The following is a 26535-nucleotide window of genomic DNA, read 5'->3' on the forward strand; positions in this document are numbered from 1 at the left end:
TTGAATTCGTGATCGCCAGGGGCAGGGCGTATCAGCCCACCGCACCTTCGAGAGTGATGCCCAGCAGTGCTTCAGCTTCCACCGCAAACTCCATGGGCAGCTCCTTGAAGACTTCCTTGCAGAATCCGTTGACGATCATGTTGACCGCATCTTCTTCGGAGATGCCGCGCTGCCGGCAGTAGAAAAGCTGGTCCTCGCTCACCCGCGAGGTAGTGGCTTCATGTTCCACCTGGGCGCTGTTGTTGCGTGCCTCGATGTAGGGGAATGTATGGGCCCCACAACGGTCGCCGATAAGCAGGGAGTCGCACTGGGTGTAGTTGCGTGCGCCATCCGCCTTGGGGGTGATCCGGACCAGGCCGCGATAGCTCTGATCGCCCTGCATGGCCGAGATGCCCTTGGAGATGATCGTGCTGCGGGTGTTCTTGCCGATATGGATCATCTTGGTCCCGGTATCGGCCTGCTGGTGGTTGCTGGTCACCGCCACTGAGTAGAACTCACCCACGGAATCGTCGCCCCGCAGAATGCAGCTGGGATACTTCCAGGTAATGGCGGAACCGGTCTCCACCTGGGTCCAGGTGATCTTGGAGCGGTCGCCACGACAGTCGCCACGCTTGGTGACGAAGTTGTAGATGCCGCCGACGCCATTCTCGTCACCGGGGTACCAGTTCTGCACCGTGGAGTATTTGATGGTGGCATCATCCAGGGCCACCAGTTCCACCACGGCCGCGTGCAGTTGATTCTCGTCGCGCTGCGGCGCGGTGCAGCCTTCCAGATAGGAAACACTGGCACCTTCTTCCGCCACGATCAGGGTGCGCTCGAACTGCCCGGTGTTGGAGGCATTGATGCGGAAGTAGGTGGACAGCTCCATGGGGCACTTCACACCCTTGGGCACGAAGACGAAGGAGCCATCGGTGAATACCGCCGAGTTGAGCGCGGCAAAGAAGTTGTCCTTCAGGGGAACGACGGTTCCCAGATACTTCTGTACCAGCTCGGGGTATTTTTGCACCGCTTCCGAGAAGGAGCAGAAAATCACCCCGGCCTCATGGAGCTTTTCCTTGAAAGTGGTGGCCACCGACACCGAGTCAAACACGGCGTCCACGGCAACCCCGGCCAGTTGCTCCTGCTCGTGTAGGGGGATGCCGAGCTTCTCGTAGGTCTCGAGCAGCTTGGGGTCCACCTCGTCCAGGCTCTTGGGGGCCTCGGCCTCGATCTGCTCCTTGCTCTTGGGCGCGGAGTAATAGGAGATGGACTGATAATCAATGGGCGGATGCTTGACCTTGGCCCAGCTCGGGTGCTTCATCTCCGTCCAGGCACGGTAAGCCTTGAGCCGCCATTCCAGCAGCCACTCGGGCTCCTCCTTCTTGGCGGAGATATGACGAATGACGTCCTCGTCCAGACCGGGGGGCAGGGTGTCCTGCTCGATGTCGGTAACCCAGCCGTGTTTGTATTCGCGGCTGACGAGTTCGTCCATTTCCTTCTGATTGGTGGCCATGATTAGCCTCCCGTCGGGGAACCAATGTAAAAAATTATCCGGATCTGATCAGGCGCCGGTCTTAGCATCCGTTTCGCCTGCTTTGCTGCCGGGCGGTCTCGGAAACCACTGCAGCGGAATTTCGGGTGTGAGCAATTCCTCCAGGGTGATGCCTTCCAATGTCCGGCGGATCACCGAATTGATCTTCTGCCAGCCCTGGCCGACACCGCAGATGGATTCCAGGCTGCAATCGCCGTCCTCGTGGCTGCACTCGGTCACCGCCACCGGTCCCTCGATGGCGTCAATGATGTTGGCGGCGCTGATTTCCCGTGCCGGCCGGGCCAGGGCATAGCCGCCGGCGGCGCCGCGGGTGCTGCTCACCAGACCCTCCCGGGCCAGGGCCTTGAGCACCTTGCTGACGGTGGGGCCGGCCAGACCGGTTTGCTCGGCCACTTCCGCGGCGGAATGGCGGCTTTCACCGTGCCGGGCCAGGTGGGCCAGCACCAGTGTGGCGTAGTCTGTCAGGCGGCTGAGCTTGAGCATCTGGACTGCCTCCGGAGAATGTGGACTATTTTAGTCCGAATTGAATTGACGGGCAAGCCACTGGCCTTCTTCCGGGCGGCCGGAGTGCTATCATGCCCCGCCCATCAACCCAGGCAATGACCTAGAGACGCGCGGATGTTCCGATCCAGTGAAGAAAAGGCGGGGGTGATCTTCGCCACCGCCACATTCATCTTCTATGGCCTGACGCCCATCTACTTCAAGGCCGTCCAGCATGTGCCGGCTCTGGAGGTTTTGGGGCACCGGATTGCCTGGTCCGTGGTCTTCCTTTTTCTCCTGATCGCCTGGTGGGGTGGTTTGCGTCGGGGGCTGGCCGGGCTGTGGCGGCGGGATGTCCTGCCCTGGCTGCTGCTGAGCGGCGCCATCATCGGTTTCAACTGGGGCGTGTTCATCTGGACCGTGCACGCCGACCGGGTCATGGAGGCGAGTCTGGGCTACTACATCAACCCGCTGGTCAACGTGCTGCTCGGCCTGGTCTTTCTGGGCGAGCGGCTGCGGCCGGTGCAGTGGCTGGCCGTGCTCATGGCGGCGGCCGGGACACTGAATCTGGTCCTCGCCCAGGGGGTCATGCCCTGGGCCAGTTTTGCCCTGGCCCTGAGTTTTGGCTTCTATGGCCTGGTGAGAAAGCGGGTGGAAGTGCGGGCGGCCAGCGGCCTGCTGGTCGAGACCCTGCTGCTGTTGCCGGCGGTTCTGTTGCTGGCCTTGTGGGCCTGGCAGGCGGGCGAGTTGCGCTTCCTGCAGGTGGATTGGCGCACCGACCTGTTGCTGGTGGCGGCTGGCGTGATCACCACCTTGCCCCTGATCTGGTTCGCCAATGCCGCGCGCCGTTTGCCGCTGTCGGCACTGGGCTTTTTCCAGTACATCGCGCCCACCGTCACCCTGTGCCTGGCCGTTTTCGTGTTCGGGGAATTGTTCACGGCGGCCCACGGGATCACTTTCGGACTGATCTGGGCTGCCCTCATATTACTGATGGCTGATACAATCCGCAGCCGCCGCAAACGATCGGCGCCACTCTCTGACTGATAAAGAAGACCATGCATAGCGAAGACATCATCTTGTTGGCCGCGGCCGGCTTCGGCCTGCTTGTCATCCTGTCTGCCCTGGGCTACTGGATCTGGAGACGCCGTCGGGGCGACCTGGGCCGCGTGCTCAAGGGGCGGGTCTGGGACCAGGCACGGGACGTGGTCATTCCCGATGGCCTCGACGGCCAGGTGCATATTGATCTGGTCCTCATGACCCGTCGTGGCCTGGTGGCACTGGAAATCAAACGTCTCCGGGGTGCGGTCTTCGGCTCGGAGAAGATGGGCGAGTGGGTCATGCTCGACAATGGTCGTCGGCACGGCTTTCGTAATCCTCTCGGGCCCCTGGAGGAAAGGGTGGCGGCACTGTCGCATTTTGCCGGCGGCATCCGGGTGGAAGCCTATGTTCTGCTGATCGGGGATGTCAGCTTCCCCAAGGGTCGCCCGACCCGAACCGTGCTCCCGGAAGACCTGGCCGAGCGGCTGGAGCCGGTCAGTGGCGACATCCCCGACGGCTGGCGCGCCACCTGGGGCAAGATCGCCGGGCATGCCGAGCGGCGGTGAGGCGTCAGGGGTGAGGATGCGATTCTCCTAACCCCTGACCCCTCACCACTCACCCCCTCACCCCCTCGCCGCATGCGCGGCGAGGACCTCCGCCACGCAGGCGGTGAGTTTCTTGCCGGTGTCGATGTGCAGGAACTCGTTGGGGCCGTGGGCATTGGACTTGGGGCCGAGGACGCCGGTGACCAGGAACTGGGATTCGGGGAATTTCTCGGCCAGCAGGCCCATGAAGGGAATGCTGCCACCCATGCCCATGTACATGGCGTCCTTGCCGAAATGGCGGTTGGAGGCGGCCTGCATGGCCTCGTCCAGCCAGTCGGCGATGGCCGGGGCGTTCCAGCCGTTCTGGGGTGAATCGATGCTGAATTCCACCTTAGCGCCGTAGGGCGGGTCGGTCTCCACGGCCTTCTTGACCGCTTCGCCGGCCTTTTGGGCGTCACAGGTGGGCGGCAGGCGGAAGCTCAGCTTGACCGCCGTGTAGGGTCGCAGCACATTGCCGGCATTGGCGAAATCCGGGATGCCGTCGACCCCGGTGACCGACAGGGTAGGCCGCCAGGAATTATTCAGCAGCAGTTCAAGTGGCTTATCAGAAACTGGCTCCATCTCTTTGGAAGAAAAGGGATATTTCCTTGCGATGGACTCGCCCAGCACGTCCGCGGCGGCCTGGGCCTGGTCCAGGCGCTCCGCCGGGACCTCCACCTTGAGCTCCTCCAGCCGCATCTCGCCGGTAGCCGGGTCTTCAACCCGGTCGAGCACTTCACGCAGGACCCGGAAGCTGGAGGGCACGATGCCGCTGGCACTACCCGAGTGTACGCCTTCCTCAAGCACATCCACCCGCAGGGTGCCGACCAGGTTCCCGCGCAGGGAGGTGGTGGTCCAGAGCTGTTCGTAGTTGCCACACTCGGCGTCCAGGCAGACCACCATGTCCGGATTGCCGATCCGATCCTTCAGGTGATCGATATAGGGGGGCAGGTCATAGCTGCCGGACTCCTCGCAGGTCTCGATCAGCAGCACGCAGCGGGCGTGGGGAATGCCCTGTTTCTGCAGGGCGGCAATAGCGGTCAGTGAGCCGTAGACCGCATAGCCGTCGTCGGCGCCACCCCGGCCGTAGAGCTTGCCGTCGCGAATCACCGGCTTCCAGGGGCCCAGCGTCGGCTCCCAGCCGGTGAATTCCGGTTGCTTGTCCAGATGCCCGTAGAGCACCACGGTGCCGGGTTTCTGGCCCTCGATCTCGATGAACAGCAGGGGCGTGCGGCCCTCGAGTTTGACCACCTCCACCGACATGCCGTCCACCGGCTGCTTTCGGCACCAGGCCTCGGCATGCTTCACCGCTTCATCGATGTAGCCGTGCTTCTCCCAGTCGGCGTCAAAGTCGGGAGACTTGGCCGGAATCTTGATGTACTCCTCAAGCTCCGGAATGATCTCCTCATCCCACTTGCCGTTCACAAACTGCTGCAGGGCCTTGCTATCCATATTCGCGCTCTCTGTATTTTGACGGTGATACGGTCATACGGTTAGGGGTGAGGGGTCAGGAGTTAGGGGAGTACGGCTCCTCACCCCTCACCCCTCACCCCTCACCCGAAGCTCAGGCCAGCCGAAAGAAGCGCTCGGCATTCGCCGTCGTCTGGCGTGCCAGGGTTTCGGGGTCCACGTTGCGGCATTCTGCCACGCGAGCCAGCACATGGGGCAGCCATTTGGGCTCATTGCGCCGGGTCGAAGGCTTGGGTTTCAGATCCCGTGGCAGCAGATAGGGCGCGTCGGTTTCGATCATGATGCGATCATCCGGGATCTGGTGGACGATGTCGCGCAGGTGCGTCCCGCGGCGCTCATCGCAGATCCAACCGGTGATCCCCACATACAGGTCCCGTTCCAGGTAGTGCGCCAATTCCTCGCCGCTGCCGGTGAAGCAGTGCACCACGGCGCTCGACAGCCGCGGCAGGTATTCGTCGAGGATGGCAAGAAAATCCTCATGGGCATCGCGCTGGTGCAGAAAGACCGGATAGCCAATCTCGCAGGCAATCTCCAGCTGGGCCCGGAAGGCCTGTTGCTGGTCTGCCGGTTCGGAGAAGTTCCGGAAGTAGTCCAGGCCGCATTCACCCACGGCCACGCATTTCTCCGAGGCCAGGAAGCCGCGCAGAATGCCGTTGGTTTCATCCACATAATGCTTGGCCATATGGGGATGCACACCGGCGGTGCTCCAGAAGCGATCGGGCCATTGTTCAGCCAGGGCCAGGGCCTGACGGCTGCCCTTGACGCTGGCCCCGGTGAGGATCATGCGGCTGACACCGGCTTCGTCGGCGGCCTGGATGACCGCATCCCGGTCATGATCGAAGCTGTCGTGGCTCAGATTGGCGCCAATATCGATGAGGGGGGCGGGGGATTTCTCCAGGGCGGTCATGCAGGCTCCTCGTCGCTGCGGTAATCAGATGGATCTCCGATGGAGGCGCAATTCTGCGCAAGATGGGCCCGCTTCTCAAGCGGCGGCCGGGTCCTGGCGGTAAAACAGGCGTAGCTGTTCGTAAAGGTCCGGCCAGGCATCCCGGATTCGGCGGGGCGACTCGAAGAAGGTCTCGCTGGCCACGGAGAAGAATTCGCCGGGGTTCCCCAGGGCGTAGGGATCCAGGGGCAGGGGCGCTTCCTCCTCCACTCGGGCCTCCAGATCCTCCCAGGCGTCGGTAAAGGCCCGGGTCCAGGCCTCCGGGTCCATGCCCCGATGCAGGGGCGGGGAGCCGTTGGGACCGTCACTGAGCATGTCCAGCTTGTGGGCCAGCTCGTGAATGACCACGTTGTAGGCGGCGTCCGGGTCGGCGGCCATGACATCGTTCCAGGACAGGATGACCGGGCCCTGGAGCCAGGCTTCGCCGCTCAGGGGGTGGCGGTCGCGATGAACAACGCCGAAATCATCCTCATATTCCTGGGTGGGAACAAACTCGGCCGGGTAGAGAATGATGGAGTACCAGCCGTCATACCAGTCCAGGCCAAGCTCCAGAATGGGCACGGCGGCCATGGTGGCAATGCGCAGTTGCATGGCATCGGTAACCATCAGGCCACCGCCGGCTTCAAAGCGTTTGCGCAGCAGGAATCGCAGACTCAGTTCCCGGAGCCTTTCGCGGGCCTCTCCCTGGTAACGCCGCATCACATGCCAGTCGGCAGTCGCCGATTCCCACTGGGCCGGCGTAACGGGGAGGGCTTGAAGTCGGCGTTTTTCACGCCAGTTTCTGATCAGATTAAACATGTGGAATTTTCCGTGTAATCCTTCCATAGTAAGGGTGTGCTAGGCTTCGCGCAAAAGCACCCCCCGATAACCATTCTGGAGGTCCCATGAAAGCGGATGATTTCGATAGCGAGGACATAAGGGAACACGTCAAGTCGCGGGCCACCTGGCTGCGCTTGCTCTACATGGTGATCTTTCTGTTCTTTGCCTGGGTCGCCAGCTTTGTATTCGGTGTGATCATTCTGGTGCTTTTCCTGTGGCAGTTGTTTGCCGGCCAGCCCAACGAACAGTTGCGTGCATTCGGTCAGAGTATGAGCACCTGGGGGTATCAGGTCCTGTGCTTTTTGAGTTTCAACAGCGAGGACCTGCCGTTTCCCTTCGATAAGTGGCCCAGTGGTCCGGTGGGCAAGGCCGGGGCCAGTCGCGGCAGCAAGAAGACCACCCGCAAGAAGGCGGCCAAGAAAAAGACTGCCAAAAGCAGTGGTGGCAGCAGCACGACGACGGGCTCTGCCGGTGACAGCGGGAGTCAGAGTTGATGCTGGAGGCCTGGGGGCTGGTACTGGCCAGCCTCCTGATGGCCCTGGCCTGGCTGCCGGCCTCGGTGGCCAAGAAGGAGACCTTCGGCGTGCGCTGGCTGGCCTCCAACCGGGAAACGGAGGGCCTGCCGCCCTTGCAGCCCTGGGGTGAGCGGGCAGTGCGCGCCCACAATAACCTCAAGGAAAACTTCCCCGCCTGGGCCGCGCTGCTGTTGCTGATAATTGCCCTGGACTGGCAGAACACGGTCACCGCCTGGGCAGCCCTGTTGTTCCCCGCCGCCCGCCTGGGGCACATGGTCAGCTATACAGCCGGCTGGTTCTGGCCACGGTTTGGTTTTTATTGTGTTGGCCTTGGCTGCACCCTGGCTCTGCTTGGCGTTTGCATCGTTCGGTTGTTGTGAGTGAGCGTGAGGGGTGAGGAGTCAGGGGTTAGGAGTGAGGAGTCAGGGGCTAGGAGTGAGGAGTCAGGGGCTAGGAGTGAGGCGCCCCTGCCACTGAAATCTGATTAAGAAAAAACGGCGGCCCTAAGGCCGCCGTTTTTTTGCTCGAAGCTCGAAGCTCGAAGCTCGAAGCTCGAAGCTCGAAGCTCGAAGCTCGAAGCTCGAAGCTCGAAGCTCGAAGCTCGAAGCTCGAAGCTCGCAGCTCTCAATCCCTTTCCCACCAGAACAATCCGCGCTCCTCGGCGTGATTGCCGATCTGGTTCATAGTGTGAGCGTCGTAGAGACGTCCGTTGACCATGACGTAATCGACATACTCCGTATTGCGGATGTTCTCCAGCGGGTTGCGGTCGAGCACGATGATGTCGGCCAGCTTGCCTTCGGTCAGGCTGCCCAGATGTTCGTCCATGCCCAGATAGGCGGCCGGATTCACCGTGGCCGTCTTCAGGGCTTCCATGGGCGACATGCCGCCCTGGGCGAACATCCAGATTTCCCAGTGGGCCGCCAGGCCTTCCCGCTGGCCGTGGGCACCGATATTCACCAGCACACCCCGGTCCTGGAGCTGCCGGGAATGGTTGGCGATATCAAAATGCACATATTCCTCGGCCTCCACCTTGGCGCGGCGGCGGGCGATCGGATCAATGATCTCCCGGGGCACGAAGTTCAGCAGCCGTTCATGCTCGAAGACATTGGTGTGCTGATACCAGTAGTTTTCACCCCGGAAGGCACCGTAACCCACGCTCAGCGTCGGCGTGTAACCCACCTCTGTCTGCCCCCAGAACTGCAGTACATCGTCATAGGTGTGGGGCACGCTGAGTGAATGCTCGATGCCCGTGTGCCCGTCCTGAACCATGTTCATGTTGTGCTGGAACAGGGCGCCACCTTCCGGGTGCACATGCAGCCCCAGCTCACGGGCGGCTTCCATGACCTGCTGGCGCTGATCGCGTCGCGGCTGATTGTAGCTCTTGACGCTGAAGGCACCGGCCTTCTTGAGACGACTCAGGTGCTCGCGGGCATCATCCAGACTGTCCACTTCCACGGTAAAGTCGGTGGTCGCGCCGTAGAGGATGCGGCCGGTGGAGAAGATCCGTGGCGCGGTAATCTGTCCCGCACGCCCCATCTCGTGAGCGGCAAACACCGTGTGGGTGTCGTTGGAGGGATCGTGATAGGTGGTCACGCCGAAGGTCAGGCTGGCGTGATTGACCCAGTTCTCCTGCGGAATGATCTGATTGCTGCCCTGAGAGCCATGCCAGTGGGCATCGATCAGACCCGGCATCACGGTCTTGCCTTCAACATCCTTGACGTAGGCGCCATCCGGCACGGACACCTCATCGGCGGGGCCGACCGCGACAATGCGATTGCCTTCCACCAGCACGGTACCGTTCTCAATGACTTCCAGCTCATCGTTCATGGTGATGACCTGGCCGCCCACGAAGGCCACCATGCCGTCGGGGATATCGGCCGGACTGCTGTAGCCGATGTCCCGGCCTTCGGCCAGGGGCATGTCCACATCATCCTGGTCGCCGTTGAGGAAATCGAAGATCTGCTCCAGACCGGCGCTGTAGAGCTCGGGGCCGGTGGACCAGTGGAGGTTTTCACTGTCGGACCAGTGAATATAATCCCCGGCCTCCTTGGATACCCGTTGAATGGGCAGGGAACGGGTGTTGGGGCCCAGTTGAATGGTCTGCCCGGAAACCGCAAAGGGGGCAATGTAGGCGTTGTAGCGCTCCTGGAAAGCGACCCAGTTCTGATCCGGGGAGACCCGGAAGTTGGTCGCCCAGGTGGTGGTGAAATGGGTCCGTTCATCGGCCCCATCCAGGTTGACGCTGACCAGGTTGCGGGTGTCGTAACCCTGGTAGCGGAGCAGGAACACCCGGTCGTTGTCACGCCCGAAGTGCGGGCTCTGCCCATTGGCGGTGATCTTCTCCATGTCGCCACCGCGGGCACTGGCGCGGAAGACGCCGGTGGTTTCCCCCCACCAGGGTGAACGCTGCATATTGCCCGAGATCTTGCGGAAGACCACCGTGTCGCCGTCCGGCGAGAAGGCGGGCTCCACATAATGCCCGGGTTCCTCAGTAATCACCCGGCCCTCGCGGCCGCCCCGGGCGCGAATCACCCGGACCGCACCATGGTCTTCATCGTTCCAGCTCACATAGGCGATCTGCCGGCCATCGCGGGAGAAAGTGGGGTAGAACTCGAAGTGGTCATTCTGCCGCGTCAGGCGCTGGGGTTCGCCGTCCGGCAGACTGCGGGTGTAGAGATGGCCACGGGATTCATAGACCACCTGATCGCCATTGGGCGAAACGGTTACCCAGCGCAACATCCGTGCTTCAACCTCATCGGGGGCCGGATCAATGGGCGGGCGCTGGGCGGTGCGGATTTCCCGTTCATCCTGGACACGGAAGGCGATTTCATCCACCTCGCCGCTGTCCACATCCACTTCATGGATCTTGCCGCCGGCCCAGTAGACGATGGAGCCGCCATCCGGCGACCAGGCCATGTTGGCGTACACACCATGGATGGCCCAGATTTCCTGCATGTCCCGCTCAAGGTTATCCACCAGCTTGCGTTCCTTGCCGGAGCGGATGTCCTTGATGAAGATCGCGGTGTCGGTGCCGACGCGTCGGATGAAGGCAATGGATTCGCCATCCGGGGCGGGGCGGGGATGAATGGCGCCGCCGGTGCCGCTGATGTAGGTATCCAGCTCCCCGGTCTCCCGATCCAGCCGGCGAATGTCATAGATGCCCGGATGGGGATCCTTGTCATATTCGAACAGGTCACCGGCAGTGGTGTCCTGGCTGAAATAGAGATAGCGGCCATCCGGGGAGAACGCGGGCTCATTCAGATCCTGCTGGTCGTTGGGGCGCTGGATCATCTGCATGCCGGCGCTGGTGCCGGAGCGGTGGTAGAGCCAGATCTCGCCGGCCCCCAGGGAGCGGGTACCGGTAAAGTGCTTGCGAGCGGCGATGTATTCCCCATCCGGAGTCCAGGTGGGGTTGTTCAGCAGGCGGAAGCTTTCGTCGCTGATCTGGCGGGCGTCCGAGCCATCGGCGCGCATGATCCAGATGTTGTCGCCACCGCTGCGGTCGCTGGTGAAGGCAATCCAGTCGCCATCGGGGGAGAAGCGCGGCTGCATGTTCCAGGCCATGCCCGAAGTCAGGGCTTCGGCATCACCGCCGCTGCGTGGCATGCGGTAGATGTCGCCCAGCATGTCGAAGACGATGGTCTCGCCGTCCGGGCTTACATCCAGGTTCATCCAGGTGCCTTCGCTGACGTCAATCTCGACGGTCTCGGCGGGGCCGGGAGGATTGTTTACATCCCATTCTTCATTGTCGTTGGCCAAGGCCTGGCTAAAGCCAAGCGTGGCGGCCAGGCCGATGCCTGCCGCCAGGCCGAGGAATTTCGGGTATTGCATGAATGACTCCTTGGTGTTTGGGACCAGGGTCGCAGGCTTATGCCCGCTGGCTGTCGCGGGCCCAAGACTACCCCAGATGGGCGGTTTGAGGAAAAACGCCTGTTTGAAATCTGGTATCCGGCGCGGAAACCGCTACTATGACGGTTGCGGGGACCATGGGGTTCCGTTTTCAGGATTATCGGGGGTTCAGTCATGGAGAGAAACAAGCTGGTGCTGTTGATTCTGCTCTTTTCGATGGCCTGTGTGGATAGCGTCAACCAGTCCCTGTCGGTGGCGGACGATGCCGAACACAGCGGCAATCTCAGCACCGTCAACGGCACCGTCACCATCGGTGAGCGGGCGCGTGTCGATGGCAGTCTCTCAACGGTCAATGGCGGTATTCAGGTAGGCAGTGACAGCCGAATTCGTGAAGCCGAGACGGTGAATGGCAGTATTCGGGTCGGCGATGGCGCCGAAGTGGGCAAGCTGGTCACGGTGAACGGCAATATCCGTCTGGGCAGCAATGTCCGCGTTCTGGAGGAGATCAAGGCCGTGAATGGTGCCATTGGCTTGAAGTCCGGCAGCCATGTGGCCGGCTCTGTCTCCAATGTCAATGGCGCGATCACTATCGATGGTGCGCATATCGAGGGAACATTGGCCACCAATACCGGCGATGTGCGAGTGATCAATGGGGCGCGCATCTCTGGTGACCTTCATGTGCGCCCGGTGCGCCGTGGGGATCATGACCGTCGGGTGCGGGTGGTCATCGGGCGTGACGCGGTGGTGGAGGGCAAGGTGCAACTCGATCGACGCGTGGATCTTTATCTGCATGAGTCGGCGACGGTGGGCGAGATAGTCGGCGGCGAGCCCGAGATGTTTACCGGCGATGAACCCCGACGCTGATGGCGTCGGCCCTGCCAGCAGTCAAGTGGCGTCGCAGCCCGCGGGCCAAGCGGATCAAACTGGCTCTGTGCCCCTGGCGGGGCATAGAGCTGGTTGTCCCAAAACGGGCCAGCACGGCGCAGGCGCAGGCTTTCCTCGACAGTCGCCGGGAGTGGATGGAGAAAAGCTGGGCCCGCCTGAAGCGGCAGGTCCCCGAGGCTTTCGAGTCCGCGGCCCCTGAAGATCTGATTCTGCCTGCGATCTGGCGCGCCTGGCGGCTGGTCTATGGCCAGTCTGACTTTCGTGACCGTGGTGATGAATTGCACGTGCCGGGTGAGCCCACCGCCGCCAATGCCGCAGGCCAGCTCAAACCCTGGCTGATGGCCCAGGCCCGCAGCCAATTGCCGGTCTGGACCCGGCGGGTGGCGGCACGAAGCGGATTGACCGACTTCAAGCGCGTTCAGGTCCGGGACCAGCGGACGCGCTGGGGTAGCTGCTCGGCCCGTGGCACCATCAGCCTCAACTTTCGTTTGCTCTTTCACCGTCCGGCCGTCGTCGACTATCTCATCCTCCACGAGCTCTGCCATACCCGCCACATGAACCACGGCCCGAAGTTCCAGGCACTCCTGTCCCGGCACGAGCCGGACTGGAGGGCCCTGGATGCCGAGCTGAGCCACGGCTCGGGCGGGGTGCCGGGGTGGGTTGGGTGGTGAGTTCTGAGTGCTGAGTTCTGAGTGCTGAGGGGGCACCCCTCACTCCTGCCCCCTCACTCAAAGAAACAAATCCGGTGTCAGGGGTTCGCTGGCATCCACCGCGTAGTGGTTGAAATCCCTCACCCCGGCTTCCTTCAGGACCTCCTCGTCGATCAGGCATGCGCCGCTGCGTTGGCTCGCCGGGGCCGTCAACACCGCATGGGCGGCGTCGGCCATGATCTCGGGTTGGCGTGTCTGTTCCGGCTTGATCAGGCCGCCCAGCATGGCCAGGGCGGCGGTGTTGATGACCGTCCTGGGCCACAGGGCATTGCTGGCGATGCCGTCTTCCTTCAGCTCCGCGGCCAGGCCCACCGCCATCATGCTCATGGCGTATTTGGAAGCGGTGTAGGCGGTATGATCCTGAAACCAGCGCGGGTCGAGATTGATCGGCGGTGACAGGGTGAGAATATGGGGGTTGTCCGACCGACGCAGATGGGGGATGCAGGTCCGGGCGCAGAGAAAGCTGCCCCGCACATTGACGTCAAACATCAGGTCATAGCGTTTCATGGGGACGTCTTCGGCGGGCTTGAGCCAGATGGCGCTGGCGTTGTTGACCAGGGCGTCAAGGCCACCGAAATGCGCCACGGCCTGATCCACCGCTTCCTTCACCCGCGCCTCATCCCGAACATCCACTTTCAGGGGCAGGGCGCGGCCACCGGCGGCTTCCACTTCCTCGGCCACCGAGTGGATGGTGCCCGGCAGCTTGGGATGGCGGCGGTCGGTCTTGGCGGCGATCACGATATTGGCCCCATCCCGGGCGGCCCGCAGGGCAATGGCCCGACCGATGCCCCGGCTGGCGCCGGTAATGAACAAGGTCCGCTTGGCGAGTGTCCTCATGGTATGTTCTCGCTAGTTGATCAGTGATGGTCAGTGGTGCTCGGGAGCATAAAAGGCCAAGAAATCACAGGAGAGCAGGATGAAGCAACTGCCAATGCTGATTGATGCACCCAGCCTTGACCGCCTGTTACGGCAGGACAGTCCGCCCCTGGTGATCGATTGCCAAGCGGCGCTGTCGGATCACGCCGCTGGTCGCAAGGCCTGGCTGGCCGGTCATATCCCGGGCGCTGGTCATGCCGACCTGGAAAGCGATCTGAGTGGTGCGAAGACGGCGGAGACGGGTCGCCATCCACTGCCCATCCCGGAGGATTTTCGCCGGTTTCTGGCCGACGTCGGCCTGACGCCCGAGCGTCCGGTAGTGGTTTACGATGACAGCGGCGGGGCCTTTGCCGTGCGTTGCTGGTGGTTGCTGCGCTGGTTCGGCCACGGGCAGGCGGCCTTGCTGGATGGGGGTCTGTCGGCCTGGCGGGAGCATATTGATCGCCTGGAAACGGGGCAGAGCGAGACCGACCCCAGTGATTACACCGGTACCCCCAATCAGATGCCGGTAGTGAATGCCGACGAGCTGCAGCAGGGTCTGGAGCAAGATCGCCTGCGGCTGATAGATGCCCGTGGCCCGGTTCGTTTCAGGGGCGAGGAAGAGCCGATCGACGCCGTCGCCGGTCATATCCCCGGCGCCGTCAATCTGCCCTTTGCCGACAACCTGGACGAGCAGGGTCGCTGGAAGCCTGTCGAGACTCTGCGCGAGCGTTTTGTTGCCGCGCTGCCGCCCCACGAGGCAGGGCAGGCCGTTCATATGTGTGGCTCGGGCGTATCGGCCTGTCACAACCTCTTTGCCATGGAATACGCCGGCCTGAAGGGCTCGGCCCTGTATGTCGGCTCCTGGAGTGAGTGGATTCGAGACCCGAGTCGACCTGTCGCCCGGGGCGAATGAAGCCTCTGGAAGCGCTTCCACAGAAGAAGGGGGATTCACACCCGGGGTTTAATCCCACCCGGCAAGCAGGGCAGGGAGGGCCTCGGCGGCCCGGGCGCGGATGGTGATGTCCACCGCGCTCATTTGCGTTGCCTCCGGGTTGATCTCGGCGATGGTGGCGCCGTTTTCCCGTGCCAGGTCGGCCAGGCCCGCCGCCGGATAGACCGTGGCCGAGGTACCAATGGCAATGAACAGCTCGGCCTGCTGAGCCGCCGCCACTGAACGTTCCAGCGCCCGCTCCGGGATTGCTTCCCCGAACCAGACCACGCTCGGTCTCGCCAGACTCTCGCAGAGCCGGCAGCGGGGCGGCTTGTCCGGATGGCCCTCCACCCTCACTTCATGGCCATTGTCGAGACAGTGATTGCGGTGAATATTGCCGTGGAACTCGATCACATCGCGGTGTCCGGCCCGCTGATGCAGTCCATCCACATTCTGGGTCACCAGGGTCAGGGCCGGGTGCTTCTCCGCCAGCGTGGCCAGTGCTTCATGTCCGGCATTGGGTTCCACTGACAACACGCGCTTGCGTCGCCATTGATACCACTGCCAGACAAAGTCGGGGTCATGGCGAAAGGCTTCCGGTGTGGCCAGGTCCTGGGGCTGGAACTTCGCCCACAGCCCTTCCTGGGGATCGCGAAAGGTGGGCACGCCACTGTCGGCCGAGATACCCGAACCGGTCAGCACGACCACACGCCGCGCTTGCCGAAGTTGCTCTGTCAGCTTTTCCATCGCTTGCTTCTCCCAATTCCCGTAGGAGCGGCTTTAGCGGCGATTATGGTCTCGATCAGCCTCCCATCGCGGCCAAAGCCGCTCCCACAGGTCTGTCATATCGGCCCGAAAAAAGCCCCGCCGAAGCGGGGCTTTTTCCTTTCCGGTATTCACCGCAAAGATCAGGCAGTGACGGCTTCCTTGCGGGCGATCAACTGCCGCAGCACGTAGTGCAGAATGCCGCCGTGCTGGAAGTAGTCACGCTCCTTGGGCGTATCCAGGCGGACAACGGCCTGGAAGGTGATCTCCTTGCCGTCCTCGGCCTTGGCCGTGACCGTGACTTCGCTGGCATCGCCGCCGTCAAGGTCGGTGATGTCGAAGGTTTCCTTGCCGGTCAGGCCCAGTTTCTCGGCGCTGTCACCGTCCTTGAACTGCAGGGGCAGCACGCCCATGCCGATCAGGTTGGAGCGGTGGATACGCTCATAGCTCTCGGTGATCACGGCCTTCACGCCCAGCAGACGGGTGCCCTTGGCGGCCCAGTCACGGGAAGAACCGGTGCCGTATTCCTTGCCGGCGATGACCACCAGCGGCACATCGTTCTCCTGATACTTCATGGAGGCATCATAGATGCTCATCTCTTCGTCCTCCGGCTGGTAACGGGTCCAGCCGCCCTCGGTACCGGGGGCTAGCAGGTTACGCAGGCGGACGTTGCCGAAGGTGCCGCGCATCATGACTTCGTGATTGCCACGACGGGAACCGAAGGAGTTGAACTGCGCCGGTTCCACACCCTTGCTTATCAGGTACTCGCCGGCCGGGCTCTTCTTGGGAATGGCACCGGCGGGAGAGATGTGGTCGGTGGTGACCGAGTCACCCAGCAGGGCCAGGCAGCGGGCACCCTTGATGTCTTCCACCTTGCCGGGCTCCATGCCCATGCCCTCGAAGTAGGGCGGGTTTTTCACGTAGGTGGAATCATCATCCCAATCGAAGAGATCACCCTCGGGCACATCCAGGCTGTTCCAGTTCTCGTCGCCGGCAAACACGCCGGAATAACTGGAATGGAACATGCCGGAGTTGATAGTGCTGGTCACCAGCTCCTGGATCTCGCCGGAATCCGGCCACAGATCCTTGAAGTAGACCGGCTTGCCGTCCTTGTCCTCGGCCAGCGGATCGTTCATCAGATCAATGTCCAGGGTACCGGCGATGGCATAGGCCACCACCAGGGGCGGCGAGGCCAGGAAGTTCATCTTGATGGCCGGATGAATCCGGCCTTCAAAGTTCCGGTTGCCGGACAGCACGGAGGTGGCCACCAGGTCATTGTCATGCACGGCCTTGGAGATCTCCGGACGCAGCGGGCCGGAGTTGCCGATGCAGGTGGTGCAGCCATACCCCACCAGGTGGAAGTTCAGGGCTTCCAGGTCTTTCAGCAGGTCGGTCTTCTTGAGGTAGTCGGTGACCACCTTGGAGCCGGGGGCCAGACTGGTCTTCACCCAGGGCTTGACGTTGATGCCGCGCTCGCGGGCCTTGCGGGCCAAAAGCCCGGCCCCGATCATCACTGCCGGGTTGGAGGTGTTAGTGCAGGAGGTGATGGCGGCGATCAGCACATCACCATCCTTGATGGTGAATTTCTGGCCGTCCATTTCCACTTCGCCCACACCATTCTTATCGGTGCTGGGGCTGCCAACGCCGGTGGAGCCGCCTTCACCTTCAAAGGCCGCCTCGCCGTTGGACTTCTGCTCACGCTCTTCCAGCAGGGGCTCCAGATGCTTGTGGAAGGCCTGCTTGGCGGACTTGACCGCGATGCGGTCCTGCGGGCGTTTGGGACCGGCGATGGAGGGCTCCACCGTGCTCATGTCCAGTTCGATCACATCGGTGTATTCGGGATCGGCATCGCCGTCTTCCCGCCACATGCCCTGTTCCTTGGCATACTTTTTCACCAGCTCGATCTGCTCTTCGGAGCGGCCGGTGAGTTCCAGGTAACGGATGGTTTCCTTGTCCACCGGGAACATGGCGGCGGTGGAACCGAACTCCGGCGACATATTGCCCAGTGTGGCCCGGTCGGCCAGGGGCATATTGGACAGGCCATCGCCGAAGAACTCCACGAACTTGCCCACCACGCCCTTCTTGCGCAGCATCTCGGTGACGGTGAGTACCAGGTCCGTGGCGGTGGCGCCTTCCGGCAACTTGCCTTTGAGCTTGAAGCCGATCACCTGCGGCACGAGCATGGTCACAGGCTGGCCCAGCATGGCGGCCTCGGCCTCGATACCACCCACGCCCCAGCCGAGCACGCCCAGGCCATTGACCATGGTGGTGTGTGAGTCGGTGCCCACCAGGGTGTCCGGGTAGGCCTGCAGGACGCCATCATTTTTCTTGCCGAAGACCACCCGGGCCAGGTGCTCGATGTTCACCTGGTGAACAATCCCGGTGTTGGGCGGCACCACTTTGAAGTTGTCCAGGGACTGCTGACCCCAGCGCAGGAAGGCATAGCGTTCCTTGTTGCGCTCGAATTCGATTTCATTGTTCTGGGCCAGGGATTGGGCGGTGCCGTAGTTGTCCACCTGCACGGAGTGGTCAATCACCAGCTCGGCGGGGGAGAGAGGATTAATGCTGCCGGCATCGCCGCCCATCTTTTTCACCGCATCGCGCATGGCGGCCAGATCCACCACCGCCGGCACGCCGGTGAAGTCCTGCAGGATCACCCGCGCCGGGGTGAAGGCAATCTCGTCGCTGGGCTTGGCCTTCGGGTCCCAGTTGGCGATCGCCTCGATATCCTTCTTGGTGACCGATTCGCCGTCTTCATGGCGAAGCTGGTTTTCCAGGAGGACCTTCAGGGAGAAGGGCAGACGCGAAATGTCATGCTTGTCAGCCAGCGCGTCGAGCCGATAGATCTCGTAGTCCTTGTCGCCGACCTTCAGGGTCGAGCGGGCCTTGAAACTGTCAGTCATGGGGCCTCCCGGTGTATTTGGAGTTCTGGATGGATGTCGGAACCCGCCGTTTGCAGGGCGGGGCAATGCCTGGCGCCGAGAGTCGGGGCGGGGCGCCTGAAAGCCGCCCATTATACGGGATTCGGACTGTCATTTCACGGCTGACGGCTGCGTTTCAGCCCCCTTTGGTCGCCATCAGGACGGAATCGGCACGGATTCTGCGAAAACGACCAGCGGTTGAGTCGGGCCGACGGATGTCTGGCAGCCGGCGATCGGCTCTGCTGACAGTGTGAGCACCCCGGATCAGGCGCGGTTCCGCAAGTGCTTGAATGCAGGGAAAGGTTCGGCTGGGAAGGGAGCGTAGTGGCGGCAAGACGCCGGTCAGGAGCTGAAGCATCCATTAATACCAGCATTCTTCGGTCTTGCAAAGGCTTTTGTCGGGGAATGGCCGGGCAGCAGTTGAAGAGTCCCAATGCACGGCCGTTAAATGACTTGCAGGCCAGTTACCTGGCAGCCGTCGTAGCAGGATGGAGGTAAGTCATGAGTCGGCAGGCGGATCTGATGGCAGTGAATGATCTTCGCGAGTGGTTTCAGGGCTCGGTGAGCGAAGCCATGCATCGAAACGAGGTGGATGCCACCGAAAGCACGACCCATTACCTCGGGGACCTGCTGCTGCAATACAGCCGCTCCGATAATCTTTATGAAATGACCGAGGAAGGCCGCCATCTGAAACCCCTGGCCTTCATCTACAAGGACGCCATGGAATCCGAACGCCCGGAACTGCGTCGTCATCATCTCCAGCGTCTGGGTGACATCGCATTGTTTGTGGCCGGGTATTTCGCCGAGAGCCTCAGCCGCAAGAGCGTGGACGTGGATTATTACGCCGGCATGGGGGGTGCCGCCTATAACAGTCTCGCCGCCTCACCCCCGCGCAGCTTCGAGCATCTGGCCCTGAATGAGGTCTTTCGGGAGCTGGCGGAAAAATTCACCGCCTTCATGGACGTTCTGGCCGAAGTAGGGCACAGGGCCCACGGCAATGGGGACCAGAGCGTACTGCGTCTCTACGAGACCTGGATGAAAACCGGCAGCCCCCGCGCTCGACGCAAGCTGGAAGCGATGGGCATCGTCCCGGACGAAGCCGCCATCAGCCGTAGCAAGCACTAGGGGTGGCAAGCCATGAACCAGCAGGCCAGTGAACGGACAGGCCAGCGCCTGACAGCCTGGCAACGCATGCTGGAGCGACTTTACGAAGTGGAGGCCGGCTGGGATGTCAGTGACTTTCTGCTGACCGATGAGCGCTTCGTGCAGTTGATCGAGGGCAGGGCACACCGACCCACCGGCGAGAAACTGCTGATCAAGGAAATAGACGGCGAACTCAATGTTTCCCTGTTTCTTGATCGGGAACTGTTGGCACGCCTTGATGCCTCGCCACCGGAGCAATCACTGCACAGTCACAACCTGGAAGATTTCTGGATGGCCCTGGAAGGGGTCAGCCATTTTCTTTATCTGGGGCACAACGCACGTTATGACCGCCCCATTAGCCGTCTGGAGATGGAGCTGCAGGCGGAAGTGGACAAGTTCATGCTTGCCAATCTCCTGCTGGCACGACAGCAGGGACACACACCGGGGCGCCAGATCCATCATGCCCTGTTTCACCGCCCGCGGTTCGACAGCCGATTAAGTCATGCGGAAGGGCAGCGTTACCAGCGTGCCAGTTGCTACGCCGGTCGCTATTGCCGGCGCCTGATGGATCGCATGCGCCATCGGGTGGCCGCGCCCCTCAACCGTGAACTCCGTCGCTTCTACCGACTTCACCGACACCACAAGCTGAACTACATCGACGCCACCGCCCACGCCTGAGCGCAGCTCAGCGCATCGCATCCTTCCTTCCGCTCCCGTTCGCAGCGGTTTTGTTTTTTTGACATAACACGGGGTGTGTCAATGTTGCAACACAATTTTTTTCCCTGCATGGTGTTCCAGCGCCCTAAATGATTGGGGTATCAATCGCCAGGATAGCCAAGGGGGTCGACATGTTTGATCTATACAACATGCTTGCCGGGCTGCGGCCCGGCTGAGTAGGCCCTCGTTTGTCTGTCGAAATCACGTAAAGGAGAACCATCGTGAACAGCAATGCCATACGCAGGGGAGTCGTATTGGCCATTTCCACAATGGCCCTGTCCGGTCTGAGTACGGTTCACGCCCAGGAGGATGACGAGGCTGCGGCCCGCGCCCTGGATCGTGTCACCGTGACCGGCACCCGCATGCAGCGAGTGGATGTGGAAACCGTTTCGCCCACCAGTATTATCGAGCGCGAGGAATTGGAGACCGCCGGGATCAGTTCCGCTTTTGACCTGCTGACCCGTATTCCCTCAGCCGGCTCCGGTTCTTTTACCGAAGCAGGGAACGAAGCCGATGGAACCTCGCCCGGTACAGCCGGTATCGGCCTCCGAGAGTTGCCGGCCAACGCCACATTGGTGCTGCTTAACGGCAGACGTCTGGCCAATTCGCCCATGGCCATGGACATCACTGTCAACTTCGCCGACCTTAACAGCATTCCGGTGAGCGCCATCGAAAGGGTGGAGATCCTCAAGGATGGTGCATCCGCCGTGTACGGCACCGATGCCATCGCCGGCGTGGTCAATATCATTACCCGCGCCCCCGAGGACGGCGTCACCGTGGGTGCCGATTACGGGATTTCCAGCCAGGGCGATGCCCAGGAATACCGCCTCTATGCCAACTGGGGCGCACAGGGTGAGCGGGGCAGTATCCTTGCCGGTTTCGAGTTTTCAGACCGGGATGTGCTCTTCATGAAGGACCGTTCCTTCTCCGAAAGCGCCAATAAGCTGGATATGGGCGGTTTCGATTTCCGCAGTGGCCTGGGCTCCAATCCGGGTTCCTATTTCCTCACGGAAAGCGAAGTCTGGGAGCATGACCCCGCCTGTCCGGCTGATCGCATCGAGCCCGAGCCGAACACCGGCGGTACCCTCTGTGTCTTTGATTTCGCCCCGGACATGATGAACCGCCCGGACGAGCAAAGCGCTTCCGCCTTTGTCCTGTCCGACTACAGTCTTGGCGGCGGCCATCTTCTCTACAACGAGATGTTCTTCAATCAGCGACGTAGCGAGATCACCGGTGCGGCAACACCCACCGTGGGTGACCTCACCATGTCGGAGGATAATGCCAACAATCCTTTCGGTGAGGACCTGATTGTTCGTTATCGTTATACCGATGCCGGCCCGCGGGTACAGGATAATCAGCACACCAATCTGCGCCTGGTGACCGGGGCATCCGGGCCCCTGGCCGGCAACTGGGATTATGACGCCAGCCTCATCCTGCAGCGCCACAGTGCCTGGCAGCGCGGTGTCAGTGGTTTCATCAACCTGGATCGCTCTCAGCAGGCCATTGACGATGAGATCTACAACCCCTTCCTGCCGGCCGGCGAGTCCAATTCACCGGAAGCCATTGACGCGGTTGAAACAACCGTGAACCGCACGGCGGTGTCCTCCCTGCAGGCGATGGAGTTCAATGCCGACGGTGATATCGGCATGTTGCCTGGAGGTCAGGCAGGCATGGCGGTGGGTGCCCAGCTCCGCGAGGAGCGCATTCGCGATACCCCGGATGAGCAGTTCCTGCGTGGGCAGATTGTCGGCACCGAGGCCACCAATGCCAGCGGCAGCCGCAGCATCAACTCCCTGTACACGGAGTTCTACCTGCCACTGCATGATGACTTCTCGGCCCAGTTCGCTCTGCGTCATGACGACTATAGCGACTTTGGCGGGACCACCAATCCGCGTATCGGCTTGTCCTATCAGCCCATGGAAGAGTTGATGTTCCGGGCCTCCTGGTCCGAGGGCTTCCGTGCGCCGAGCATTGCCGAGATCGGCCTGTTGCCCACCGAGCAGTCACCGATCCTGAATGACCCCTTGAACCCCGATGAAGGGCCCATTGAGCGTATCGTGCGCTTCGAAGGTAACCCGGACCTGGAACCGGAGGAATCCGACTCCTTTGTGATCGGGGCGGTCTATCAGCCGCTGGAATGGTTGTCCTTCAGTCTGGACTACTGGGAAATCAATCATGAGAACCTGATTGATGCCGATCCCCAGTTCGTGATCGATCAAGCCGCCGCAGGCAATCCGGAGTTCGAGGACCGTGTTATCCGGGGTCCGGGTGGCAACATCGACTTCATCGAAGACACCTTCCTGAATTTCGGTTCCCAGGAAGTGGCCGGTTTTGATGCCGATGTCCGGGTGACCTTTGATGGCATGGGCGGCGAGTTCGTCTGGCAGACCGAGTTCACCTGGCTGCGGAAATTCCGCCAGCAACTGCGGGAAGGCGAGCCCACTCGCAAGCTCGAGGGGACATTCGAGCGTCCGCAGTTCAGGGCCTTCAGCCGTCTGAACTGGAGCAATGCGGTCTGGGGCTATCACGTCACCCTGCGGCACGTGGGCAATTACACCGAGGAATTCAATCCCTTCGGAATTCCATTCACCATGGAGGGTGTGCCGATGGAAGACCGCAGTGTCGCTGGCTGGAATGCCTTCGACGTCGGTGCCTGGTATGAGGTAGGGGATAACGGCAGAGCCTACGTCCATGTGGATAACATCCTCGATGAGGACCCGCCCTTCGTGATGGCGAATGTGTGGGGTTTTGACACACGCAATCACGATCCCCGCGGTACCTTCGTCCGGGCAGGCTTCCAGTACGATTTCTGATCCTTTCTACTCGTCTGGCAAGTGAAATAAGCGGGGCGGGCCTATGGGTCCGCCCCGTTTCATTGCCGGCCGGTCACCGGCCCACGATGAACCTGCCGCCGGCAAGCCCTGTCAGATAGCCCCAGGCAAGCAGGATGCCGCCAGAAAGGCCTGCAACAGGTATCCAATCCGCCTATGCTGTATTCTGACAAGCCCCATCCCCTTCATTGACCCCCAACAACGAGGTGCCCCGTGCGTCCAGTTGTTCTCTTATCCGCCCTGACGCTTTTCCTGTTTGCTGTATCGGCCCATTCCCAGGCCACTCTGATTACGGGCGGTCATCTCTTCGATGGCACCGGCGAGGCTCGGGTTGAAAATCCCGGCATTCTGATTCAGCGGGGAAGATTTCTGGCCGTGGGCGAGGGCAGTGATCGTCTTGAGGATGTAAAGCACATCAAGCTCGAGGATGATCACACCCTCCTGCCCGGCTTTATCGATCTCCATGCCCATTACCATGTGGATCTATTCCAGGCCGGGCGGATTGATGAGACCGAGGCCTATCCCCTGATGTTTCTCGGTAACGGGGTCACCACCACCTTCCCCGGTGGCGAAAAGCAGCCGGACAAGATGCGCGAGCTGCGCCAGGCCATCAATCGGGGCGATCGTATCGGCCCCCGCCTGCTCAACTCCGGCCCCTATTTCGGCAGCGCCCGTCCCGACTGGGAAAGCGGACGCAGCCCCGAGTCCATCCACGAGGAAGTGCACAAACTGGCCGAGCAGGGCGCCGCCGGCTTCAAGGCCAAGAACCCCACCCGCGATGAGCTCGCCGCTCTGATAAAGGCGGCCCACAAACAAGGCCTCACCGTCACCGGCCATCTCAACTCCGGTGTCGGCGACAGCGTCAATCCCAAGGACGCCATCCTCATGGGGATCGACCGGGTGGAGCACTTTCTCGGCGGCGACACCCTGAAACAGGATCGCCACGCCTATCTGAGCTGGAAGCACGTCGACACCGACAGCGAGGAATTCCAGGACGTCGTCGCCCTGTACATCAACCACGGCGTCCATTTCAGCGCCACCCTGGCCGCCTTCGGTGCCTTTGGTCAGACCGACTCACCGGTCTTCGAGGACTTCGCCGACGAGCAGCGTTTTCTCACCGACTATGCCCGCGAGCACCACAAGCCCCGGGAAGCCGACGACTTCACCGAACTGGCCGACACCCTTTACTGGGTGAAGAAAGACACCCTCAAAGCTTTCTACCAGGCCGGGGGAGGGCATCTCATCACCCTGAGTACCGACCATCCCTTCTGGGGCGAATACACCTCGCCGTTCTATATTCATCGGGAAATGCAGGCCATGAATCGTGCCGGCCTGCCTGAACATGCGGTCCTGCGGATCGCCACCCTCAACGGCGCCCGGGCCATGGGCAAGGGCGAACAGCTCGGCAGCATCGAGCCCGGCAAATGGGCCGACCTGGTCGTCGTTGAAGGCAACCCCCTGGAGGACATCACCCACACCCGCAATGTGCGCTGGGTCATGCAAAGCGGGCAGTGGCACAACGCCCCGGACCTCATCAAACAGGCAGAAGGGCGCATCGGACCCCGATCCGAAGCCGAAATGGCAGACTGGAAACCCAGAGCCGAACAGGATTGACGGACCGCCAGGCGGAGGTAACTTTCATGAGCAGCCAAGTGGACATCATCGGACGCCAGAGTTCCCACTACACCCGCATGACGCGGATAGTTGCCGAGGAACTCGGTCTCGAATACCGCCTCCAGCCCATCTTCGACCTGATGAGTGACGACCCGGAAACCTATGCCGGCAACCCGGCGCTCAAACTGCCGGTCCTCAAACTCGACGGGCAGGCCATCTACGGCAGCGTCAATATCTGCCGGGCACTGGCCCAAACCGCCCCCGGCCGACTGCAAATCAACTGGCCCTGGGACGCCGAAACGCCCCTGCTGATGAACGCCCACGAAACCCTTGCCCATGCCATGGCCATGGCCATGGAAGTGGAAGTCGTGGTCCACGAAAGAGTGGAAAAGCGCCTCCCGGACACCGCCTCAAGGAAACGCCGCCAAAGCCTCATCAACAGCCTCAGCTGGCTGGACACCCATCTCAACGATATCCTTCGGCAACTGCCGCCCCGCGACCTCAGCCTGTTTGAAACCGGCCTCTATTGCCTCCTCACGCACCTGCCATTTCGCAACCCCATGGATCTGCCCCCGATGCCGAACCTGGCGGCCTTCGAAAGGGACTTCGGCAGCCGAGCCTCCGCCCAGGCCACCCCCTACCGCTTCGACAAGCCGCCGGAGTAGGCGCAGGAAAAACCGGGAAAATTGCGCTAGGCTTGGGGCAGGCCAAAGGGAAAGGGCGAAGCGCAATGACCGCCAGCCTGCCACAGCCAGCACCAGCCAACTCAAGCCAGTGGGCTGCTGACCCCCGCAAAAGCCTGGCCCAGGACATGGGTGTAGATCTGCGTCGTGCGCAAATCCGCATGCCCCAGCAGTTCCTGCACCGTGCGAATATCCGAGCCCCGCTTCAAAAGCTCCGTTGCGAAGCTGTGGCGAAAGGTATGGCAGCTCGCCCGCTTGGTAATGCCGCTTTTCCCGACAGCCACCTTCACATGCTTCTGAATCGCACTCACATGGATGTGATAACGCACAATGCGACCCTCATCGTCCCGGCAAAGACCCTCCGACGGAAAAAGCCACTGCCACTGCAGGGACGTTGCCGCCCCTGGATACTTGCGCGCCAGGGCAAAAGGCAGAGTCACCGGCACTCGTTTCTCCGGTGTCGTTCGCATCCAGATCCTTCGGATCTCAGCGATACGCGCCTGGAGCGCCGGATACAGCGATTCAGGCAAGATCGTCGTTCGGTCCTTGCCTCCCTTGCCGTCCCTCACCGTCAGCACCCGTTGAGCGAAATCCAGGTCCTTCACCCGCAAGCGCGCGCATTCAGTAACCCGCAGACCGGCCCCGTACAGCAGCGAGGCCATCAGATCGTAAGGCTCCGGAAGCCGCCGGATCACACTCATGGCCTCCTCATGTGTAAAGACAACGGGAATCTTTCGCGGGCGACGGGCACGGGTCACCAGGCCGATCTCCCCCAACGGCTGTTCCAGCACATGCCGGTAAAGAAACACCAGCGCATTCAGCGCCTGATTCTGAGTCGCCGCCGCCACATTGCGATCCGTCGCCAACCAGCTCAGAAAGCGCCGGACCTCGACCTCGCCCAGCTCCGCCGGGTGCCGAGTCCCGTTAAAACGGATGAAAAACCGAATCCAGTACCAATAAGTCTTCTCCGTCCGCCGACTATATCGCCGCACGCGAATCACCTCCCGGAACCGCTCCCGCAGCCGAGGCTTACGCCCAGAATCCACCATGGCTCTCCCCTTTTATCGAGAACTGTATGGATGTACAGTATTATTAGAAGAGCAAAACGCCGCCGTCAAGCGAATACAGCGCACACTGGCAGGGGAGGCTCATAAGTGATTGAATACAGGAGAATCCCATGAACACCAAAAACCAAAACAACGGACTTATACCGCCGGCAAACCATTGCAATAAAACCGCCAGCGG

The 26535-nt window shown here is 61.7% G+C and carries 22 protein-coding genes; 12 read left to right on the forward strand and 10 right to left on the reverse strand.

The genetic code is table 11. The features are described from left to right. Positions 1-31: 31 nt before the first annotated feature. Together sufB and VCB98_RS06850 are read right to left on the reverse strand one after the other, a co-directional pair. Entirely contained in the window at positions 32-1492 is a 1461-nt protein-coding gene (sufB, locus tag VCB98_RS06845) for a Fe-S cluster assembly protein SufB (RefSeq protein WP_346051160.1), read from the reverse strand. Positions 1493-1540: 48 nt separating this feature from the next. Beyond that, a complete protein-coding gene (locus VCB98_RS06850) occupies positions 1541-2014 on the reverse strand; it encodes an SUF system Fe-S cluster assembly regulator (protein WP_346051161.1) in 474 nt (157 codons plus the stop codon). Positions 2015-2149: 135 nt separating this feature from the next. Here VCB98_RS06850 and rarD point away from each other — a divergent pair, with 135 nt between their 5' ends. Both rarD and VCB98_RS06860 read left to right on the forward strand, forming a co-directional pair. Beyond that, the gene (rarD, locus tag VCB98_RS06855) at positions 2150-3055 is read left to right on the forward strand and encodes an EamA family transporter RarD (protein WP_346051162.1); all 906 of its coding nucleotides are present in this window, start codon (positions 2150-2152) and stop codon (positions 3053-3055) included. 11 nt (positions 3056-3066) lie between these two features. Further along, entirely contained in the window at positions 3067-3615 is a 549-nt protein-coding gene (locus VCB98_RS06860; RefSeq protein WP_346051163.1) for a nuclease-related domain-containing protein, read from the forward strand. A 57-nt stretch (positions 3616-3672) separates the two neighbouring features. Here the strand turns inward: VCB98_RS06860 and VCB98_RS06865 are convergent, their stop codons facing one another. From VCB98_RS06865 to VCB98_RS06875, 3 genes are all read right to left on the reverse strand, one after another. Next, positions 3673-5085, reverse strand: coding sequence for a M20 family metallopeptidase (locus VCB98_RS06865; RefSeq protein ID WP_346051164.1), 1413 nt, complete (start codon positions 5083-5085; stop codon positions 3673-3675). A 112-nt stretch (positions 5086-5197) separates the two neighbouring features. Continuing rightward, positions 5198-6010, reverse strand: a complete 813-nt coding sequence (locus tag VCB98_RS06870) for a TatD family hydrolase (protein ID WP_346051165.1) — start codon at positions 6008-6010, stop codon at positions 5198-5200. A gap of 75 nt (positions 6011-6085) precedes the next feature. Continuing rightward, positions 6086-6847: a M90 family metallopeptidase gene (locus VCB98_RS06875; RefSeq protein WP_346051166.1), complete on the reverse strand. Its 762-nt coding sequence runs from the start codon at positions 6845-6847 to the stop codon at positions 6086-6088. An 86-nt stretch (positions 6848-6933) separates the two neighbouring features. Here VCB98_RS06875 and VCB98_RS06880 point away from each other — a divergent pair, with 86 nt between their 5' ends. Both VCB98_RS06880 and VCB98_RS06885 read left to right on the forward strand, forming a co-directional pair. Next, on the forward strand, positions 6934-7362 hold the full coding sequence (locus VCB98_RS06880; protein ID WP_346051167.1) for a DUF4389 domain-containing protein: 429 nt from the start codon (positions 6934-6936) through the stop codon (positions 7360-7362). Continuing rightward, on the forward strand, positions 7362-7763 hold the full coding sequence (locus tag VCB98_RS06885; protein ID WP_346051168.1) for an MAPEG family protein: 402 nt from the start codon (positions 7362-7364) through the stop codon (positions 7761-7763). Before VCB98_RS06880 ends, VCB98_RS06885 begins: the two co-directional genes overlap by 1 nt. Before the next feature lie 244 nt (positions 7764-8007). Here the strand turns inward: VCB98_RS06885 and VCB98_RS06890 are convergent, their stop codons facing one another. Further along, complete coding sequence (locus tag VCB98_RS06890; protein WP_346051169.1) at positions 8008-11214, reverse strand: amidohydrolase family protein; 3207 nt, start codon at positions 11212-11214, stop codon at positions 8008-8010. A gap of 192 nt (positions 11215-11406) precedes the next feature. Here VCB98_RS06890 and VCB98_RS06895 point away from each other — a divergent pair, with 192 nt between their 5' ends. Both VCB98_RS06895 and VCB98_RS06900 read left to right on the forward strand, forming a co-directional pair. Then, entirely contained in the window at positions 11407-12096 is a 690-nt protein-coding gene (locus VCB98_RS06895; RefSeq protein ID WP_346051170.1) for a hypothetical protein, read from the forward strand. Next, positions 12096-12788: a M48 family metallopeptidase gene (locus tag VCB98_RS06900; RefSeq protein ID WP_346051171.1), complete on the forward strand. Its 693-nt coding sequence runs from the start codon at positions 12096-12098 to the stop codon at positions 12786-12788. Before VCB98_RS06895 ends, VCB98_RS06900 begins: the two co-directional genes overlap by 1 nt. 57 nt (positions 12789-12845) lie before the next feature. Here the strand turns inward: VCB98_RS06900 and VCB98_RS06905 are convergent, their stop codons facing one another. Continuing rightward, positions 12846-13664, reverse strand: coding sequence for an SDR family oxidoreductase (locus VCB98_RS06905; protein WP_346051172.1), 819 nt, complete (start codon positions 13662-13664; stop codon positions 12846-12848). 79 nt (positions 13665-13743) lie between these two features. Between VCB98_RS06905 and VCB98_RS06910 the strand changes: the two genes are divergently transcribed. Next, complete coding sequence (locus tag VCB98_RS06910; RefSeq protein WP_346051173.1) at positions 13744-14598, forward strand: sulfurtransferase; 855 nt, start codon at positions 13744-13746, stop codon at positions 14596-14598. A 48-nt stretch (positions 14599-14646) separates the two neighbouring features. Here VCB98_RS06910 and VCB98_RS06915 read toward each other — a convergent pair whose 3' ends face one another. Both VCB98_RS06915 and acnA read right to left on the reverse strand, forming a co-directional pair. Further along, positions 14647-15363 carry an SIR2 family NAD-dependent protein deacylase gene (locus VCB98_RS06915; protein WP_346051174.1) on the reverse strand — a complete coding sequence of 239 codons (717 nt, stop codon included), beginning with the start codon at positions 15361-15363 and terminating at the stop codon, positions 14647-14649. A gap of 161 nt (positions 15364-15524) precedes the next feature. Beyond that, positions 15525-18284 carry an aconitate hydratase AcnA gene (gene acnA, locus VCB98_RS06920; RefSeq protein ID WP_346051175.1) on the reverse strand — a complete coding sequence of 920 codons (2760 nt, stop codon included), beginning with the start codon at positions 18282-18284 and terminating at the stop codon, positions 15525-15527. Positions 18285-18803: 519 nt separating this feature from the next. Between acnA and VCB98_RS06925 the strand changes: the two genes are divergently transcribed. The 5 genes from VCB98_RS06925 (at position 18804) to VCB98_RS06945 (ending at position 25272) form a co-directional block, all read left to right on the forward strand. Then, positions 18804-19427: a hypothetical protein gene (locus tag VCB98_RS06925; RefSeq protein WP_346051176.1), complete on the forward strand. Its 624-nt coding sequence runs from the start codon at positions 18804-18806 to the stop codon at positions 19425-19427. Positions 19428-19439: 12 nt separating this feature from the next. Further along, positions 19440-20123 (forward strand): hypothetical protein, encoded by a 684-nt coding sequence (locus VCB98_RS06930; protein WP_346051177.1) that lies wholly within the window; start codon positions 19440-19442, stop codon positions 20121-20123. A gap of 260 nt (positions 20124-20383) precedes the next feature. Then, entirely contained in the window at positions 20384-22975 is a 2592-nt protein-coding gene (locus VCB98_RS06935) for a TonB-dependent receptor plug domain-containing protein (protein WP_346051178.1), read from the forward strand. 231 nt (positions 22976-23206) lie between these two features. Then, entirely contained in the window at positions 23207-24607 is a 1401-nt protein-coding gene (locus tag VCB98_RS06940; RefSeq protein WP_346051179.1) for an amidohydrolase family protein, read from the forward strand. 26 nt (positions 24608-24633) lie between these two features. Then, positions 24634-25272 carry a glutathione S-transferase gene (locus VCB98_RS06945; RefSeq protein ID WP_346051180.1) on the forward strand — a complete coding sequence of 213 codons (639 nt, stop codon included), beginning with the start codon at positions 24634-24636 and terminating at the stop codon, positions 25270-25272. Between the two features lie 101 nt (positions 25273-25373). Here the strand turns inward: VCB98_RS06945 and VCB98_RS06950 are convergent, their stop codons facing one another. Continuing rightward, on the reverse strand, positions 25374-26339 hold the full coding sequence (locus tag VCB98_RS06950; RefSeq protein ID WP_346051181.1) for an integron integrase: 966 nt from the start codon (positions 26337-26339) through the stop codon (positions 25374-25376). Between the last annotated feature and the right edge of the window lie 196 nt (positions 26340-26535).

The sequence above is a fragment of the Natronospira elongata genome (genome assembly GCF_034931365.1).
GTDB classification, from domain to species: Bacteria; Pseudomonadota; Gammaproteobacteria; order Natronospirales; family Natronospiraceae; genus Natronospira; species Natronospira elongata.

Coding starts and splice junctions, on each gene's coding strand:
- sufB (WP_346051160.1), bottom strand. CDS start 1,492: ATGGCCACCAATCAGAAGGAAATGGACGAACTCGTCAGCCGCGAATAC.
- VCB98_RS06850 (WP_346051161.1), bottom strand. CDS start 2,014: ATGCTCAAGCTCAGCCGCCTGACAGACTACGCCACACTGGTGCTGGCC.
- rarD (WP_346051162.1), top strand. CDS start 2,150: ATGTTCCGATCCAGTGAAGAAAAGGCGGGGGTGATCTTCGCCACCGCC.
- VCB98_RS06860 (WP_346051163.1), top strand. CDS start 3,067: ATGCATAGCGAAGACATCATCTTGTTGGCCGCGGCCGGCTTCGGCCTG.
- VCB98_RS06865 (WP_346051164.1), bottom strand. CDS start 5,085: ATGGATAGCAAGGCCCTGCAGCAGTTTGTGAACGGCAAGTGGGATGAG.
- VCB98_RS06870 (WP_346051165.1), bottom strand. CDS start 6,010: ATGACCGCCCTGGAGAAATCCCCCGCCCCCCTCATCGATATTGGCGCC.
- VCB98_RS06875 (WP_346051166.1), bottom strand. CDS start 6,847: ATGTTTAATCTGATCAGAAACTGGCGTGAAAAACGCCGACTTCAAGCC.
- VCB98_RS06880 (WP_346051167.1), top strand. CDS start 6,934: ATGAAAGCGGATGATTTCGATAGCGAGGACATAAGGGAACACGTCAAG.
- VCB98_RS06885 (WP_346051168.1), top strand. CDS start 7,362: ATGCTGGAGGCCTGGGGGCTGGTACTGGCCAGCCTCCTGATGGCCCTG.
- VCB98_RS06890 (WP_346051169.1), bottom strand. CDS start 11,214: ATGCAATACCCGAAATTCCTCGGCCTGGCGGCAGGCATCGGCCTGGCC.
- VCB98_RS06895 (WP_346051170.1), top strand. CDS start 11,407: ATGGAGAGAAACAAGCTGGTGCTGTTGATTCTGCTCTTTTCGATGGCC.
- VCB98_RS06900 (WP_346051171.1), top strand. CDS start 12,096: ATGGCGTCGGCCCTGCCAGCAGTCAAGTGGCGTCGCAGCCCGCGGGCC.
- VCB98_RS06905 (WP_346051172.1), bottom strand. CDS start 13,664: ATGAGGACACTCGCCAAGCGGACCTTGTTCATTACCGGCGCCAGCCGG.
- VCB98_RS06910 (WP_346051173.1), top strand. CDS start 13,744: ATGAAGCAACTGCCAATGCTGATTGATGCACCCAGCCTTGACCGCCTG.
- VCB98_RS06915 (WP_346051174.1), bottom strand. CDS start 15,363: ATGGAAAAGCTGACAGAGCAACTTCGGCAAGCGCGGCGTGTGGTCGTG.
- acnA (WP_346051175.1), bottom strand. CDS start 18,284: ATGACTGACAGTTTCAAGGCCCGCTCGACCCTGAAGGTCGGCGACAAG.
- VCB98_RS06925 (WP_346051176.1), top strand. CDS start 18,804: ATGAGTCGGCAGGCGGATCTGATGGCAGTGAATGATCTTCGCGAGTGG.
- VCB98_RS06930 (WP_346051177.1), top strand. CDS start 19,440: ATGAACCAGCAGGCCAGTGAACGGACAGGCCAGCGCCTGACAGCCTGG.
- VCB98_RS06945 (WP_346051180.1), top strand. CDS start 24,634: ATGAGCAGCCAAGTGGACATCATCGGACGCCAGAGTTCCCACTACACC.
- VCB98_RS06950 (WP_346051181.1), bottom strand. CDS start 26,339: ATGGTGGATTCTGGGCGTAAGCCTCGGCTGCGGGAGCGGTTCCGGGAG.